The 16,223-nt window shown below is 41.2% G+C and carries 14 protein-coding genes; 5 read left to right on the top strand and 9 right to left on the bottom strand.

What is annotated here, in order from left to right:
* From SFU91_12455 to SFU91_12435, 5 genes are read left to right on the top strand one after another with little or no spacing between them, the layout of a single operon-like run.
* Positions 1-915, top strand: coding sequence for a glycosyltransferase family 2 protein (locus SFU91_12455; protein MDX2129836.1), 915 nt, complete (start codon positions 1-3; stop codon positions 913-915).
* Between the two features lie 13 nt (positions 916-928).
* Positions 929-1,870 (top strand): phytanoyl-CoA dioxygenase family protein, encoded by a 942-nt coding sequence (locus SFU91_12450; protein MDX2129835.1) that lies wholly within the window; start codon positions 929-931, stop codon positions 1,868-1,870.
* A 3-nt stretch (positions 1,871-1,873) separates the two neighbouring features.
* Positions 1,874-3,088 (top strand): glycosyltransferase family 4 protein, encoded by a 1,215-nt coding sequence (locus SFU91_12445; GenBank protein MDX2129834.1) that lies wholly within the window; start codon positions 1,874-1,876, stop codon positions 3,086-3,088.
* Positions 3,085-3,450: a phage holin family protein gene (locus SFU91_12440; GenBank protein ID MDX2129833.1), complete on the top strand. Its 366-nt coding sequence runs from the start codon at positions 3,085-3,087 to the stop codon at positions 3,448-3,450. Before SFU91_12445 ends, SFU91_12440 begins: the two co-directional genes overlap by 4 nt.
* 26 nt (positions 3,451-3,476) lie before the next feature.
* Positions 3,477-4,217 carry an SDR family oxidoreductase gene (locus tag SFU91_12435; GenBank protein ID MDX2129832.1) on the top strand — a complete coding sequence of 247 codons (741 nt, stop codon included), beginning with the start codon at positions 3,477-3,479 and terminating at the stop codon, positions 4,215-4,217.
* 68 nt (positions 4,218-4,285) lie between these two features.
* Here SFU91_12435 and SFU91_12430 read toward each other — a convergent pair whose 3' ends face one another.
* From SFU91_12430 to ileS, 9 genes are all read right to left on the bottom strand, one after another.
* A complete protein-coding gene (locus SFU91_12430) occupies positions 4,286-5,839 on the bottom strand; it encodes a pyruvate kinase (protein ID MDX2129831.1) in 1,554 nt (517 codons plus the stop codon).
* A 13-nt stretch (positions 5,840-5,852) separates the two neighbouring features.
* The gene (locus tag SFU91_12425; protein MDX2129830.1) at positions 5,853-7,403 is read right to left on the bottom strand and encodes a solute:sodium symporter family transporter; all 1,551 of its coding nucleotides are present in this window, start codon (positions 7,401-7,403) and stop codon (positions 5,853-5,855) included.
* A gap of 94 nt (positions 7,404-7,497) precedes the next feature.
* Entirely contained in the window at positions 7,498-8,088 is a 591-nt protein-coding gene (gene purN / locus SFU91_12420) for a phosphoribosylglycinamide formyltransferase (protein ID MDX2129829.1), read from the bottom strand.
* Positions 8,089-8,156: 68 nt separating this feature from the next.
* Positions 8,157-9,056 carry an RNA polymerase sigma factor RpoD/SigA gene (locus SFU91_12415; GenBank protein ID MDX2129828.1) on the bottom strand — a complete coding sequence of 300 codons (900 nt, stop codon included), beginning with the start codon at positions 9,054-9,056 and terminating at the stop codon, positions 8,157-8,159.
* A 94-nt stretch (positions 9,057-9,150) separates the two neighbouring features.
* On the bottom strand, positions 9,151-9,444 hold the full coding sequence (locus SFU91_12410; GenBank protein MDX2129827.1) for a EutN/CcmL family microcompartment protein: 294 nt from the start codon (positions 9,442-9,444) through the stop codon (positions 9,151-9,153).
* A 119-nt stretch (positions 9,445-9,563) separates the two neighbouring features.
* The gene (locus tag SFU91_12405; protein MDX2129826.1) at positions 9,564-9,833 is read right to left on the bottom strand and encodes a EutN/CcmL family microcompartment protein; all 270 of its coding nucleotides are present in this window, start codon (positions 9,831-9,833) and stop codon (positions 9,564-9,566) included.
* Between the two features lie 9 nt (positions 9,834-9,842).
* Positions 9,843-11,552 carry a diguanylate cyclase gene (locus SFU91_12400; GenBank protein ID MDX2129825.1) on the bottom strand — a complete coding sequence of 570 codons (1,710 nt, stop codon included), beginning with the start codon at positions 11,550-11,552 and terminating at the stop codon, positions 9,843-9,845.
* A 280-nt stretch (positions 11,553-11,832) separates the two neighbouring features.
* Positions 11,833-12,225, bottom strand: coding sequence for a TraR/DksA C4-type zinc finger protein (locus SFU91_12395; GenBank protein MDX2129824.1), 393 nt, complete (start codon positions 12,223-12,225; stop codon positions 11,833-11,835).
* A 382-nt stretch (positions 12,226-12,607) separates the two neighbouring features.
* Positions 12,608-15,850 carry an isoleucine--tRNA ligase gene (gene ileS / locus SFU91_12390; GenBank protein ID MDX2129823.1) on the bottom strand — a complete coding sequence of 1,081 codons (3,243 nt, stop codon included), beginning with the start codon at positions 15,848-15,850 and terminating at the stop codon, positions 12,608-12,610.
* Between the last annotated feature and the right edge of the window lie 373 nt (positions 15,851-16,223).

The raw sequence follows: 16,223 nt of genomic DNA, 5'->3' as shown, positions 1-16,223 counted from the left end.
ATGAAGCCTAAAGTCGCCGTTCTTCTTTCGACATACAATGGGGAAAGGTTTCTGCTTGAGCAGTTGAACAGTATTCTTTCTCAAACATATACCCCAATTGATATTTTTATCCGTGACGACGGCTCGAGCGATAACACGCTTTCCCTTCTTGAATCGTTTTCTTCAGAACACTCTCAGACAACATTATTTCAAGAACAAAATCTTGGCGCGGCTCAAAGTTTTTTTTCTCTGCTCGCAAAGCCTCTTGACGAGTACGATTATATCGCCTTTTCAGATCAAGATGATGTTTGGGATCCTTTTAAAATTGAAGACTCGATTCTTAAGCTGAAAGTTATTCAATCTGATACGCCGGCGATGTATTGCTCTCGCTTTGAGATTGTCTCCGAGTCGCTCACGCACTTAGCATTTTCTCCGGTTTATCATACCGTAGGATTTCATAATGCTTTGGTTCAAAACATAGCAACCGGATGTACGGTTGTGATTAATCAAGCAGCGCGTCAATTAATCTTGAGCCAATTGCCTGATCAAGTCATTATGCATGATTGGTGGATTTACTTGGTTGTTTCTGCTTTTGGAAAGGTGATTTATGACCCGCAAAGTTATGTGAAGTACCGACAGCATCAGTCGAATGTCGTTGGAACAACATCAACATTTATCGGTAAAATGAAACGGCATTGGAAGAGTTTTAGAAATGGCAAAAGTGTTATTTTTAAGATAAGCGGGCAGGCAACGACATTTTACAGTATTTTTGGTTCGCGCCTTATGCCTGAAAACAAGCGCCTTCTCGAGCTTTTTCTCTTAGGCAAAAGCAGTGTTTTGGGTCGATTTCGATTACTCTTTAATCGGCAATTAAAACGCAATTCTATTATTGATAATGCAATCCTTCGAATTATGATTTCCTTAAATAAATACTAAGCCAGTTGAATTAATGCCGCCGATTACACCGAATATTCCTCTCACCGATTTACCTGAACCGTTGTTTAGCCGTGCCCTTGAGGCATTAAAACTCAATGACTCTCAAAATTCTTTAATTCGTGAGTTTGCTCAAAAAGGATTTCTTGTCATTCAACCTGAAATCGATTTGAAGACGATAGAGGCAGCAATTGAAGCGACAAAAGTAGCTTGCGTTTCTTCGGAAGGAAAAATTCTTGAACGACGCGTAATGGATGCTTGGCGTAAAAACGCCTCAATCAAAGCGATTGCTGCAGCACCCAAAATTATGGAGGTTCTACGCCTCTTGTATCAGCGCCGTCCGATTCCTTTTCAGACCCTTAATTTTCCAATTGGAACCGAGCAAAAAACACATAGCGATACCATACACTTTAATTGTTACCCGCGTGGTTTTATGTGCGGCGTTTGGGTTGCTTTTGAAGACACTGATTCGGAAAACGGCGCATTGCACTATTATGAGGGAAGCCATCGACTCCCGGTTTATGAAATGTTTGATATTGGGCGTGAAGGCCGAGCCATTCAACATTCATCGCAGCCTGAGCATTATGGCTATTACGAGTCTTTTATTGAATCATTTATTGACCATCAAGGCTTTGCCAAAAAGGAACTCCACCTCAAAAAAGGCGAGGCTCTCATTTGGGCTTCGAATTTATTTCACGGCGGCAATCCCATTAAAAACCCTTCTCGAACTCGGTTCAGCCAAGTGACTCATTACTACTTTGAAAACTGTATGTATTACACCCCTCTCACTTGCGACCCGTATCCGGGGAAAATTCAACTCAAGCCACTGATTGATATTGCCACAGGGGAATCCATTTCCAATCAATTTAACGGGAAACCCGTATCTATTTATTTGGGACAAGATTTTGTTTCAGGGTTCAAACAATTGGGCCGAATTCTTAGAAGCCGTTTTCGATAATCAATGACCAATCATTCAGCAGCACCTTCACCGAAAAGAATCCTACAGATTATTACCGTCTTTAGTATCGGCGGGGCAACGGCTTCAATGATTAATATCGCTAGTGGATTAAAACTTCGCGGGTACGAAGTAGAAATTGTTACTGGAAAAAATATTTCTTCCGAAGGGGATTTGTTTCAAGAAGCAAATGCTCGCGGCTTAAAGGTAACCGTACTTCCCAATTTTGTAAAGGAAGTTTCCCCAATTAAAGATCTCCTCACTCTTTTTCAACTGATTCGTTTTATCAAAAGCGGCTCTTTCGATGTGGTTCATACCCATACTGCAAAAGCAGGAATTTTAGGTAGGCTTGCAGCCTATATTGCCAATGTTCCAACCATTTTTCATTCTCTTCATTTACTATCCTTTCACCGGTTTCAGCATCCTATACTTCGATTCGTTTTCATATTCTTGGAAAGGTTGGTGATCCGTTTCACCACGAAAGTGATCAGTGTATGTCAAACAATGATTAATGCTCATCTTTCTGCAGGGATTGGAAAACCTGAGCAATACACGGTTGTGTTTAATTCAATTCAAAATAAATTTTTCTCTCATTCACTAGATTCAAAGGAAAGATTACGCGAGAAATTCGGAAATAGTTTAGGTATTCATCAGAATGATGTGGTCATTACCAATGTCTCCCGAATTACTGAATTGAAAGGGCAAGCGTTTATTCTGCAAGCTGCCCCAAGTATTGTAAAATCGCATCCTGAGGTAAAATTTCTTTTTGTTGGGGGAGGCGATTACTTACCTAGGATTAAAGAAATCGTCACAAAAAATAATCTCTCCCAGCATGTGATTTTAACTGGTGTTGTGCCTCCGGAGCGGGTTGTGGAGTTGCTACAGCTCTCCGATATTATATGTCACACGTCACTGCACGAGGGACTTCCAACTGTGTTTCAAGAAGCAATGGCACTGAAAAAACCCTTGGTTTCTTTTAATCTTGATGGCGCTGCGGAAGTCATTTCTGATGGGTTGAATGGGTTTCTAATTCCCGCCTCACCGGTTAACGATGAAACAATTTCAATTTTAGAGGCTCGTTTGATCTCGCTTATCGAAAATCCCTCCCTTCGTATTTCTTTTGGGGAACAAGCATACCATAAAACGAATCCGTATTTTACGCAGTCATATATGACAGACAAGTTCTTAGAAATTTATGATTCAGCCTTTCAAACTAAATGACCCGCATCTTACTTCATTGGCTCGTTAGTGCCTCGGCCATTTATATCACTGCACTTTTCATTAAAGGCATCGAAGTTGATAACTTTTGGGCTGCGATGGCAGTAGCCTTTGTGATGGGCCTCTTCAATGCAATCGTTCGGCCAATTATCCTCTTCTTTTCTATGCCTCTTGTGATTCTTTCGCTTGGTCTGCTTATTGTCATCATTAACGGAGCTTTTCTTTACTTTGCATCGGCAGTTATTGAAGGATTTCGCGTTCAAAGTTTTTGGACTGCCTGCTTTGGCTCAGTAATAATTAGTGTTTTCTCTTTTCTCTTGGGTTGGCTGATAGGGCTGGGGAAGAGTGATAAAGAAAAAAAATAATTTTTTTAATTCATCGAACTACAACTATGTCTTCACAAAAAATCGCATTGGTTACCGGGGCAAATAAAGGCATCGGATTAGAAACCGTCAAGCAACTTGCAGAAAAGGGCGTCAAGGTTTATTTAGGCTCTCGTGATGAGGCGAGAGGTCAGAAAGCCGCGGAATCGCTTCGCGCCTTGGGTCTTGATGTAACATTCGTTCCACTTGATATGACCAACCCAGCACACTTTTCTGCACTCAAATCAATGCTCGAAAGTTCACACGGAAGACTTGATATTCTGGTTAATAATGCCGGAATCCAAATTGAAGATCACACTTGGTCAAAAAATACGACGAGCACGATTTCACAAGAAATACTTCGTGAAACTTTTGAAACCAATTTTTTTGGCCTTGTTCATCTAACTCATACTTTGCTTCCACTCATTCGCAAAAGCGACGCCGGCCGAATTGTAAACCTTACCAGCATTTTGGGTTCTTTAACTTTACATGCAACCCCCGGTTCACCGATTTATGAAACGAAGACTTTTGCTTATAACACTTCCAAAGCTGCATTAAATATGTACACGATTCATCTGGCTCACGAACTTCAAGGAACCAATATCCGTGTTAATGCAGCACACCCGGGTTGGGTAAAGACTGATATGGGAACCGACGCCGCCCCGATGAATGTCACCGAAGGGTCAAAAACAAGTGTCGATTTAGCGCTTGCAGGAAAAGACTCTCCCAATGGGAAGTATCTTCATTTAGAAAGTGAGCTTCCTTGGTAACAGGTGAAGTGCAAAAAAGAAAAACGGGCGAAAATCACTCGCCCGTTTTGATTTATTTTCTCTTCGGGTTAATTCCTCCAAGAATAGAGTTCGCGAAGTTGCGGCATTTTTTTGGTTTGATGCTGACCCATTCTCATGAGCACATTGTCCAAAATTTCAATCGCTTCTAGAATGTAATCTCCCTTATTCAACATGACGCATTCGGCTCGTTCCGACATTGCGGCATCCGTGATTTCAGCGCGAGATGGAATCCCTTTTTTTACCAAACTCTCAAGCACTTGTGTCGCCCAAATGACCGGAACATGAGCCGCTTCACATAACCACAGCAGTTCTTCTTGAATTTCAGCAATTCGTTGATACCCAATTTCGACGGCCAAATCGCCACGAGCAATCATCACTCCAAATGGTTGATTACCGGCACCTTGAATAATGATTTCAGGAAGATTTTCGACCGCTCTTTTGGTTTCGATTTTGGCAATCATACCAATCGGTAACATGTTGTTCTTTTTTAAAATCTTCCCGTTTCGCTTTGCCTGATGAAGTCGTGTTGAAATTTCATTTTGCAAAGCCAGCACATCTTCTGCAGATTGCACAAAAGAGTAGTTTATTGCATCTGCATTTTTGCAGATAAAATTAAGGTCATTGAGATCTTTGGAGGTTAACGGTGATATCGAGAGCGTTGAATCGGGGAAGTTTAATCCCTTATCTGATTTAACTTTTCTTCCTTTGGCCTCTACATTCGTAACACGTAAAATCAAACCTTCATCCCTTTTCTCTTCAACCACACTTCCAATATGACCATCATCAATCCACACTTGATGACCTACTCCAATCGAGGGCAAGATTTCGGGGATTGCACATGCCACTTGCAGGGTTTCATTGTTCTTAGCTCTTGGTTTATTCCCATATAGAAATATAAGTTCTCCTTTCGCGATGACATCCTGTTTACCCTTATCACGCGTTCGTTTATCAACGATTTCTCCTGTTCTCACTTTCGGTCCACCTAAATCCATAAAAATTTTGCAAGTGAGCCCAAGCGATTTCTCAGCACGGCGTATATGCGCAATCATTTTGCTCCATTCTTCCTCTGAATCATGTGCGCAGTTTATACGAGCAATATTCATCCCCTTTTCAAGAAGTTTGGAAACCAATGAATAGTTTTTAGCTGCGTCGGATGGGAGCGTAATCATCATTCTCACATTCCTGCGATCCGGTGCCTTACCAAGAATGTCGTCGGCATTGGCTTCAAGCCTTAAACTTCCTTTTAGAAAATCTTCTTGCTTTGGGGCAGTTAGCGCATTAGCCTTTGAAATCATTGCAGAAAGTGCCGCGATAACCGCTTCAAGATTTGGCATTACCCGCGCTTCACTTCTCCCTAATGAGGAAAGGCCTAAGGGGATAAGCGCTGCTTGAAGATGACGCAAATCTCTTCTGCGAAGCGCTAAATATTCTGCAAAATTTTTCGCGCTGAATTCAAATTCCTTTCGATGAATGGTTGGTTTCCATTCATTAAATTGTTTTCTTCCTTCTTTGCGAACTTCGCTCTGCAAACGCTTTAGCGCTTGAAGAATTAAACCCGGAGATTTTAACTTTTCAGAAATTAAGTAGTCGTTTCGGTTCATCGCTTAACTTCTTTTACCAAAAGTACAAATAGAGCGCGCCGATTACCCCAAGCACCAGTAATGCGCTGATGTTAAAAACCCCGTCTGTATTGAATGTTTGAGGATTGATTCGTATGGCTTTTTCATCATTTCCCCTTTTTTCAAGAAGCGTGATCATCACAATGACAATTGCTAAGGCTAAAAACACAATTCCCATTCGGTTCAAAAAGGCTAATTCAGGGAAAAGAATTTTAAATCCAAGCGATAACGGAATGGTAAGCAATGCCGCCCACCGAGCAGAGCTGGAAGTGGCCTTTTTCCAAAACAATCCAAAAAGGAAAATCACCACAACGCCCGGTGTTACAAAGCCAGTGTACTCTTGTATGAACTGAAAGGCTTGTGATAGATTTTTTAACTGCGGAGCCATTACGATGGCAATTAAAAGAACAGACGCACTTACCACTCGGCCAATCCAAACCAATTCCTTTTCACTTGCGTCCTTCTTAAAGTTTGATTTGTAAATGTCAATTGTAAAAAGCGTTGCCGCACTGTTTGTCATCGAATTGAGTGAAGAGACGATTGCAGCAATCAATGCGGCAAAAATTAACCCAACGGCCCCTGAAGGCGCAAGATTTTTTACCAAAGTTGGAAACGCTTCGTCGGGCTTAGCAATTGTATTGCCATAAAGTGCAAATGCTATGATACCGGGCAACACTACAATAAGCGGCATAATAATTTTTAATACCGCAGCAAGGATAATCCCTTTTTGAGCCTCCTTCAGGCTTTTGGCGGCAAGTGTTCTTTGTGTGATGTATTGATTGCACCCCCAATATCCGATATTAGCCATCCACATCCCTCCAATAAACACACCAATCCAAGGCAATTCTGGATGGTTGGCTTCAAGCACCATATGAAATTTCTCAGGTGCAGATTCTAAAAGTTTTCCAAAACCAAATATAATGCTCCCGTCACCTAAAGTGTTTAAACCAATGAGCGTAATCAGCAATCCACCCGAAACAAGAAACACTACTTGAATTGCATCAGTCCACGCTGCAATCGCGAGCCCGCCATAGATGGTATAAAGCGCTGAAAGCAAGGCAAGTCCAATGATTCCCATCATTAAATCTATTCCTAAAACTGTTTGCATCGTGAGCGCACCCAAATACATCACGCTGGTAAGATTCACAAATACATACACCATCAGCCAAAATCCAGCCAGTCCTGTGCGAACCGTGTGATCAAATCGTAACTCTAAAAATTCAGGCATCGTGTAAATCTTCTTTTCGAGGAAGATGGGGAGAAAATATTTTCCAACAATCAAAAGCGTAACAGCCGCAAGCCATTCATAGGAAGCAATGGCGAGTCCTGATGCAAACCCACTGCCCGACATGCCAATAAATTGCTCTGCAGAAATATTTGAGGCGATAAGTGAAGATCCAATCACCCACCACGGCAATGACCGCCCTGCAAGAAAATAATCTTCGCTGTTTTCGTTTTTCTTAAACTTCAAAACCGCAAGCCCGGCGCCAATGATGACTAAGAAGTAAAACCCAAAAACGAAATAGTCAAGTGTCGATAACTGCATACTTTGTTGAATTTAATTGTGTGATAAATATAGGAGATTCCTTTTCGAGAAAAAGTTTCAAGCTTCGAATCGGAATTTTATTTCAGAGATTTCTCTATTGATGAAGTGTTACTTTTTCAAGAGCTTGAATATATATGCGATGCTCAACTTTAAGAACTCTTTCCGCAAGACTTTCCGGCGTATCCGTCAACTCGACATTGACCTTTTCTTGCAAAATTATTTCTCCTGTATCATAATCGTTATCAACAAAATGAACCGTTGCACCGCTTTCTTTTTCGCCTGCAGAAATGACAGCTTCATGAACTTTCAATCCATAGAGCCCTTCTCCCCCAAATTTTGGCAGCAGGGATGGATGAATATTTAAGATGCGTTTTGGAAATTCTTTGACCAATTCAGGAGTAATTTTCTTCATATAACCGGCCAGAAGAATCAGATCAATTTGAAGTTCGGACAATTTTGAAATCAATGCACGATTGAATTCCTTTGGGTCGGGGTGCGTTTTTGAAGAAAGGTGAATGGTATGAATTCCCTGCTCTCGCGCAAACTGCATTGCTCCGCACTGAGAATTGTTTGAAACACACACTATAAATTCAAATGGCAATTTTTTTTCTTTTGCTTTTTGAAATAGCACCTTAAAGTTGCTTCCTGCACCTGAACAAAAAACTGCAAGTCTTGTTCTCTTCACGGTTTGGTTTGGTTTAAAAGCAAAAATACACATCGCATGATGTGTATTTTTGAACTGTTTACTGATTTTTAGCCGCCTATGTATTCTTTCAAAACACTGTGATACTGTGAGTGTCTTAGCCGTCGAATCGCTTTTTCTTTAATTTGACGAACTCGCTCACGGGTCAACTTAAACTTCTCTCCAATTTCTTCAAGCGTTAATGGATTGTCCATCCCGATTCCGAAGTAAGCGCGAATTACTTCGGCTTCTCGAGCAGTAAGAGCCGAGAGTGAACGCTCCACCTCAACTTGCAGCGATTCTTGTATCAGCCTGTGATCGGGGCGTGCGGAGTCGTTTTGAAGCACATCCAAAAGCCGATTATCATCTCCTTGCGCAAACGGCGCATCAACAGAAATATGACGACCCGCAATCTTAAGCGTATCATTGATTTCCCCTTCATTCATTTCGAGCACTTTGGCAAGTTCTTCAGTGCTTGGGTCACGCTCATATTCTTGTTCTAATTGGCTGAATGCTTTACCGATTTTATTCAACGTCCCCACGCGGTTCAAAGGCAACCGCACAATACGTGACTGCTCTGCCAAAGCTTGCAAAATTGATTGGCGAATCCACCACACCGCATATGAAATGAACTTGAATCCGCGCGTTTCGTCAAATCGCTTTGCCGCTTTGATAAGACCTAAATTTCCTTCGTTGATTAAATCGCCAAGTGATAGACCTTGATTTTGATATTGCTTTGCAACTGAGACAACAAATCGAAGATTCGCTTTGATTAGTTTCTCAAGCGACCGCCGACCTTCCTTGTATTCGCGGGTATCGACCGGCTTTCCATCACCTTTTTTTATCTTTCTTGTCAGATCGATTTCATCCTGTGGGGTTAAGAGATCAAATTTCCCAATCTCTTGTAAATAGCGGTCGAGCGAAGCGCTTTCGCGATTCGTAATCTGACGGCTAATTTTTAATTGACGCATCGCCATAAGGTTACTGACTCTCCAATTTTTTTTTGGTTATAAAGAACTTATCCTGTCTTGCAGGAATCTATTGCACAAAACAAAGAACAAGAGCTTAGGATATTGAAACACTCACGGTGTCTATGCGATCCACAATTCCCACAATTGTGGCGTCAGTTGCAACCATTGCTCTATTTTTTCGATACTTAAGCGGAATTGCCGCTTCTGTCGAAGTTGTAAATAATATAATTTCACCATTGCCCGCTCCAATTGAATCGCAAGCAATTAAAGGCATCCCTTGCTTTTCTTTGGAGGCTGTTATTGGCTGAATAACTTTTAAAAATTCTCCTTCAAGAGATTCATCTTTGCGTGTTGCCCACACCGAACCAATAACCATTCCAAAATTCATTTCTCGACCTTTTTCGTTTCATCACCCTTTTTAAGTTTGAGCATCAAGATTTGAGTGCTCAATTGATTCAAAACTCGGGATTTACGCAAAAAATAAAGCTGAAAACAATGAGTATTTAATTAATCCGCCACATCCAGTTTATCGACAATCGCCATTATCACGGCATCGACCGGTTTATTTTTGGTTTGCTCCGTTAAACGCGCAGAACTTCCACTCGCGATAAGAACAATTTCACCAACGCCCGCCCCAACCGAATCTACAGCAACAATAAAATTGTCTTTCGGTTGCAAATCGAGCCCAACTTGTCGAACAATCTGCAATTTCATTCCCACTAAACCTTCATCTTTGCGCGTAGCCCAGATTGTCCCAATTACCTTACCGAGTGTCATACCTTCATCTTAAAAAGCTTTAACAACATTTCCGCCCGACTTTACCGCCAATTCCAAAGCTCGTTCCGCACCTGAAAAAATCATTGAAGCTAAGTCTTCTCCCGTATCTTTTGATCGAATATCAAATTCATAACTAGATAGACCAATACTCGGCGTGGCTAAAATGGTTTTGTATTCATCTTCAGTTCTGAATGTTTCGTCTAAAATTTGTTCGCGAATCTTTTCACACCAAAATCTCCCGTTATGTGCCGACATCCCATAAAGGCAAATCCCAAATCTTAACGGCCCAAGTCGCCCGACACTGTCATAATTGCGGACATTATTTTCTAACAGCCGCATCGTTGATTTCATCAGCGAAAGCAACCCCTTCCCTCCGTAACGCCTTTCTAAACCTTCCGCATCATCAAACTGAAGCATCACAAAAGTAATCTTGCTTTCATTGCGTTTGCATCGATTCACTTCTAAACGCAGAATGCGGTGAAACGCCGATTGAGTCAGTGCACCGGTTTCTTCATCTTGAGGCGTCGCATGTTTCAAGCGATCTCGGAGAAGAATGGTTTGAAGTGAAAAAGCGAGTGATTGAACGAAAAATCGTGCTTTCGAAAAATTATCCTGATTGAAATAATTCTTTTCCCCAACTTCAAGTACCACAGCGCCGGAACACATTTCACCGATTCGAATTGGTAAAATGAGCATCGAGCCATTCATCGGAAGTTCCATATCTCCGCTAAAAAATCGTGATGTTACTGCAAGTTGAGAGAGATCGTCAATAGTTCCCTCTTCACCATTCATCAGCGAAATGCCCACGGCGGATGTTTCCAAATCAATGACAGCACCTTCCGGAACATATCGCGCTTTGCTTACCGTTTTCTTAACCACAAATTCTGACTTAGCATTTAAGAGCGCAAGCGAAAGATGATCAAAATCGAGCGCTTGCTTTATGGAAATGCAGAAGTATTCGATGATGCTGTCAAGGCTTTGCTCTTTATGAAGCTTTCGCATCAATTGAATTGACGGCTCAATGAATCGCAAAGATTCTAAGTTGCTGTATTTCGTAGCATGAGTATCGATGCTAGCGGCACAAATTTTTGCAAATCGAAGCAATACACGAATATGCTTTGGTTCAAATGCTTCAATTTTATCACTATCCGCAATGATGACTCCGCACACCGAATTTTTCATTACAACGGGGACACCAGCAAATGCCTTTGTACCGGTCAGCTCTGTATAATAACGAATAAACATTGGCTCATCTTCAGTGGTGATCTCGCTGTAAAGCACCGGATTTCGTTTTCTAACCACCTCAGACATAATATCTCGGTCATCGTAATCAAGTTTCACTTCAGTCGTAAATCGCTTTTCATCGGTCGCGTGTGCGGCATAAATAAACCTTTTCCGACTCGCACTTGCCCAGTAAAAAGCAGCCGTTCTTGCGCCTATGGCTTCTTTGACCGTACTAATGATATCGGCAATTTGTGCGTTGAGCTCTTGTTCTATTTCTGTATGGTTTTGTGCTGAACTGATTTCAGTTTTTGAGGGCTCATCAGGAAAATGCTCAAGCTCAACCCTTGAACTAATTTTCGGAGGCGGTTGATGTTGAGATAATGTTGTTGAAGCGGAATTCGACGGCTTGGTAGGCGTGTATTTGCGCACATTAACCACACCCTCACTATCATCATAGCCAAATTCGGTGTTATCAGGTCGTCGTGCGTCCAACATTCGTTTATATTACGATGGGTAATTTTACAAACAGCAAAGAAAGGCTCAAGCGGCTTTTAATAGCAATGCGCGGTTCATCCCCGAAAAAGGGCAAAATCGCGCAATTGAACTTTCAATATAGTAAAAACCTCGCGCCTCTTCAAATTTGGTTCACAAAATCATCTGAATTTTTGAACCCTTCAAAGGCAGTAACAATAAAGGGCGAAAATCGCCCTTTATCAAAAAAATCAGGTTAGCACAGAAAAATTAATGCTTAAATCAATCTCGAATCAAAAAGGATTTATCGTTTGTTTTTGTACTCAATGCGAACAGTTGTGTGAGGAACGGCTTCTAACCTTTCTCTCGGAATTGGTAACCCTGAAACGGAGCAAATACCGTATGTTCCGTGTTTGATTCTTTCAAGCGCTTTATCAATATAACTGAGGTACTTTTCATCCCGCTGGATAAACATAAAATGCTGTTCTTTATCCATCGTTTCCGTACCGTGGTCAGCCATATGCATCGAGTAACTTGAGTTTGAATCTTCGCTGTTTGCTTCGTCAAGCATAGAGCGCATAATTTCTAAATCCCTCAAGACTTCACTTCTTTTTTGAAGTAAAACTTTTTCAAAATGCCTCAAATCGTCTTTTGTAAGCGGAGATTTCGTGAGTTTTTGTGGAGCAGGTTTTGAAATTCCATTGACCGCTGCCGTTCGTTCGGCGGGGCGGGATGATGTTTTTACAACAACTTTACCTTTGCTTTTGGTAGCAATTTTACCGGATTTCTTTTCAGCCGTAACCTTTACCAATCCGCTTAACTTCCCAAGCGGTTTATCAGTTTTTTTTGCGACTTTACCCTTTTCGCTTACAACCGCTTTAGAAACGACCTTTACAACCTTAGCGCCAAGTTTGGTGCTTGTCTTCGAAGCCTTAGCAGCCATTTTTTTCTTCGGGGCGGCCGATTTCTTTACAGCCTTTGTAATTTTCTTAATCATGTGATCCGGTACAAATAAAAAAATTCTAATAGACTAAAGAACAACAAAAATTTGAGCAGTTTTAACTCAGTGAACTTCTTTACTAAATCTTTACAACAGCGATAATGCAATTCTCTTCCCCAATAATTTCTTCTTTACGAACACTTTGATGACCGTTAATTTCATAAACTATTTCGGAAGCTAATGTTTCATGCATCACATATGGCTTGTTCTTTTCTATCGCTTCTTTGATCTTTAGCCCTGCTTCTAAATAAAGCACAATTCGATCGGTGATATCAAGAGACAATTCTTTTCTCAAATTTTGAATTCGATTTACAACCTCTCGGGCCAAACCTTCTAAAATCAATTCCGAATCTAAATCGGTATCAAGCGCAATCGTGGTTTTCGATTGGTCATCTGAAGCAACAAGCCAGCCTTCAAGATCTTCATGTAATACCTCGGCATCCTCAAGCGAGATTTCAATCTCCTTTCCAGAAAGATCAAGCCTTAATAGGCCTTCTCGCTCCAATGTTGAAATTTGATTAGCCGCTAAACTACGCAAAAGATTCGCAACAGCATTAACCTCTTTCCCAAATTTTTTACCAAGTGTCTTAAAATTGGGCTTTACTTTTTTGCTTACAATTCCAGAATCATCATCCACATACTCAATTGTGCGAATATTGAGTTCCTCCAAAATTAATTCCTTGACCTTTTCAATTTCTCTTCGAACTTTGCTTTCTGTAATCGGAACTAAGATTCGGCGCAAAGGCTGTCGAACTCTAATTTCAGCGCGTTTCCTAAGCCCAAGACCTAATGAGCAAATCACTTGCGCTCGCTTCATTCTTGCTTCCAACTCTAAATCAATTGCAGTTTCTTCAACCGTTGGAAAAAAAGATAAATGCACCGATTCAAACGGCTCTAAACCGGTTAATTGGTTTAGATTAAGATAAATCTCATCCGCTATCATTGGGCAAAAAGGTGATGCTAATTTGGCAAGCACAATTAAGCACTCATATAAAGTTTGATACGCCGAAATTTTATCAACCCCGCCTTCTTCAAGCGATCCACCCTTCCAAAAACGCCTTCTTGAGCGGCGAATATACCAGTTCGAGAGTTGGTTCACCGTAAAATCTTCGATAAATCTTGACGCAGCAGTGACATCATACGCTGCCATTGCTTTATCTACTGAGCGAATAAGTGAATTGAGCGAAGAAAGTACCCATCGGTCAAGTTCCGTTCGTGAATCAACCGAAATTCTCGGCATTTGATAAGAAAATTGATCCACATTGGCATAAAGCGCAAAAAACTTGTAGCTCTCAATAAATGCTCGGAAAAATTTCCTTTGGGCTTCAGCGAGTTCCTCTTCATTAAACTTCTTTGAAAGATGCGGTGGGCTCATTGAAACCAAATACCACCGGAGTGTATCGGCACCGTATTTATCCATCATCAAAAAAGGATCAACCACATTTCCCTTTGATTTCGACATCTTTTCACCGTTTTTATCTAAAAGATGTCCATTGACGATTAAATTTTTATAAGCGACACCCCCAAAAATCATAGCGGAAAGCGCATGTAAAGTATAAAACCAACCTCGAGTTTGATCGATTCCCTCCGCGATATAATCAGCCGGATAATGCGATTCAAATCGCTCTTTATTTTCAAAGGGATAATGAAATTGCGCCCAAGGCATTGAACCGGAGTCAATCCATACATCAATAAGCTCAATGGTTCGTGTGAATCTTTTCCCGTCTTTTATGAAATAAATTTTATCGACAAAGGGGCGGTGAAGATCAAGCTTAACCAAATTTTCGTCCAATGCTTTTCCTAACTGAACCGGCGTTCCGTTGAGATCAATGAATCCTTCGCGGAGTTCAGCAATTGAACCGATGCAAAGCATTTTGCCCGACTTGTAATCATCACCGGCTTTGAAATCGTCACTGACCCAAATCGGCAGTGGGGTTCCCCAAAATCGCTCACGGCTTATTGCCCAATCGCGATTTTCCTCAAGCCAATTTCCAAATCGACCCGTTCCGATTTCGGGAGGAACCCAATTGATTTCTTGATTGAGTGCAATCATTTTAGAGGCGATTTCAGTCGTTCGGATATACCAAGAATCGCGAGCATAGTAAATAACCGGTACACCGTAACGCGGAGAGAATGGATATTCGTGTAAGTAGGTTTCTCTCTTAAATAGTTTGCCGTCTTTCTTTAGTACATCGATAATTGGTTTATCGGCATCCTTAAAGAAAACGCCTTCAAACTCAGGGACTTCTTTGGTAAAGCGACCATTCCGTGCAATGGGTTGAGCCATTGGAAGGCCATATTTTTTCGATACTTCATAGTCATCGGCACCGAAGGCAGGCGCACAATGAACAATTCCTGAGCCATCGCTTGTGGAAACAAAATTACCAAGTACAACATAAAACGCTTTTTGAGAAAAGTTGAGATAGGGTAATAGCTGCTCATACTCTTGATGCTCAAGCGCTTCTCCTTTGAATTCTTCTAAAATCTCGATAGGATTCGCCTCAGAGGCGGCGCCCAAGACAGCGAGCCGCTCTTTGGCCAGAATAAGGATTTCATTTTTTGCCCGAACTTTGACATAATCAATCTCTTTTCCAACAGCCAGACAGACATTTGAAACCAAAGTCCAAGGCGTTGTTGTCCAGACCAAAAAGAATTCATTAGCATTTTTTCGTTTAAACTTTACATATACGCTTGGGTCTTGGACAGTTTTATATGCGTCTTTTAGTTCAGCTTGCGAAAGAACTGTTTCAGATTGCGGGTCTTGCGGAACAACTTTATAATCTTTGTAAATTAGCCCTTTATCAAAGATTTGTTTAATTCCCCACCAGACGGATTCGATGTATTGATTGGTACAGGTGATATACGGATTTGCCATATCGCACCAATAGCCCATTTGATCGGTGAGTTTCTCCCAACTTTCCGGACTGTTTTCAATATGATAATATACAAGGTCTTTCGCTTCTCGATTAAACTGTGCGATGCCAAAGCTCTCTACATTCGATTTACTTTTCAAGTCTAATTTCTTTTCAACGGCAATTTCTACCGGAAGTCCGTGGGTATCCCAACCGGCTTGACGTCGCACTTGAAACCCTTTCAGTGTTTTATACCGGCAAATCAAATCTTTCAATGTTCTTGAAAAAACATGATGAACCCCCGGCTTCCCATTGACTGTTGGCGGACCTTCATAAAAGGCAAAGACTCTTCCCCCTTCTCGAGAGGTTATGCTTTTTTCAAAAATATCCGCCTTTTTCCAGAATGCTCTGACTTCTGATTCTAAGGCTGCATAACCCGCGTCAACTGAAAGATCTCTAAATTTATTCATGCTTGATTGATTCAAACCCAATATCCGATGACCAAAGCGCATTTACCACTGATCGCGACCTTTTCAAAAAGAATCATCGAGAATTGTCACTGTTAAGACCAAATTTCCTGATTTCCACACCAAAACGATTGATTCATTTCCTAGTCCATTCTTTGAAGGGGAATGATTCACAAACTTGTTGGTTGTGAAAAATAGGGTGCAAAAATACAAACTTGAACGCAGAATCCACGCGATTATTGTCAAATCACAACATCATTAGTAATTCAATACCCTATTCTTGACTTGACGAAACTCTCCGATCATCTTATTGACATGTTTCGACGGGAATCAAAAGGGTGAAAATGGTAAGCGCTGTGATTGGGGAGAAAATTTG

Source organism: Chloroherpetonaceae bacterium (assembly GCA_033763895.1).
Lineage (GTDB): Bacteria > Bacteroidota > Chlorobiia > Chlorobiales > Thermochlorobacteraceae > JANRJQ01.
Note: the sequence above shows the minus strand (reverse complement) of the source record. Positions and strands in the feature narration are given on the sequence as shown.

Coding starts and splice junctions, on each gene's coding strand:
- ileS (MDX2129823.1), bottom strand. CDS start 15,850: ATGAATAAATTTAGAGATCTTTCAGTTGACGCGGGTTATGCAGCCTTA.
- SFU91_12435 (MDX2129832.1), top strand. CDS start 3,477: ATGTCTTCACAAAAAATCGCATTGGTTACCGGGGCAAATAAAGGCATC.
- SFU91_12405 (MDX2129826.1), bottom strand. CDS start 9,833: ATGACACTCGGTAAGGTAATTGGGACAATCTGGGCTACGCGCAAAGAT.
- SFU91_12440 (MDX2129833.1), top strand. CDS start 3,085: ATGACCCGCATCTTACTTCATTGGCTCGTTAGTGCCTCGGCCATTTAT.
- SFU91_12430 (MDX2129831.1), bottom strand. CDS start 5,839: ATGAACCGAAACGACTACTTAATTTCTGAAAAGTTAAAATCTCCGGGT.
- SFU91_12450 (MDX2129835.1), top strand. CDS start 929: ATGCCGCCGATTACACCGAATATTCCTCTCACCGATTTACCTGAACCG.
- SFU91_12445 (MDX2129834.1), top strand. CDS start 1,874: ATGACCAATCATTCAGCAGCACCTTCACCGAAAAGAATCCTACAGATT.
- SFU91_12455 (MDX2129836.1), top strand. CDS start 1: ATGAAGCCTAAAGTCGCCGTTCTTCTTTCGACATACAATGGGGAAAGG.
- SFU91_12410 (MDX2129827.1), bottom strand. CDS start 9,444: ATGAATTTTGGAATGGTTATTGGTTCGGTGTGGGCAACACGCAAAGAT.
- SFU91_12415 (MDX2129828.1), bottom strand. CDS start 9,056: ATGCGTCAATTAAAAATTAGCCGTCAGATTACGAATCGCGAAAGCGCT.
- SFU91_12425 (MDX2129830.1), bottom strand. CDS start 7,403: ATGCAGTTATCGACACTTGACTATTTCGTTTTTGGGTTTTACTTCTTA.
- SFU91_12400 (MDX2129825.1), bottom strand. CDS start 11,552: ATGTTGGACGCACGACGACCTGATAACACCGAATTTGGCTATGATGAT.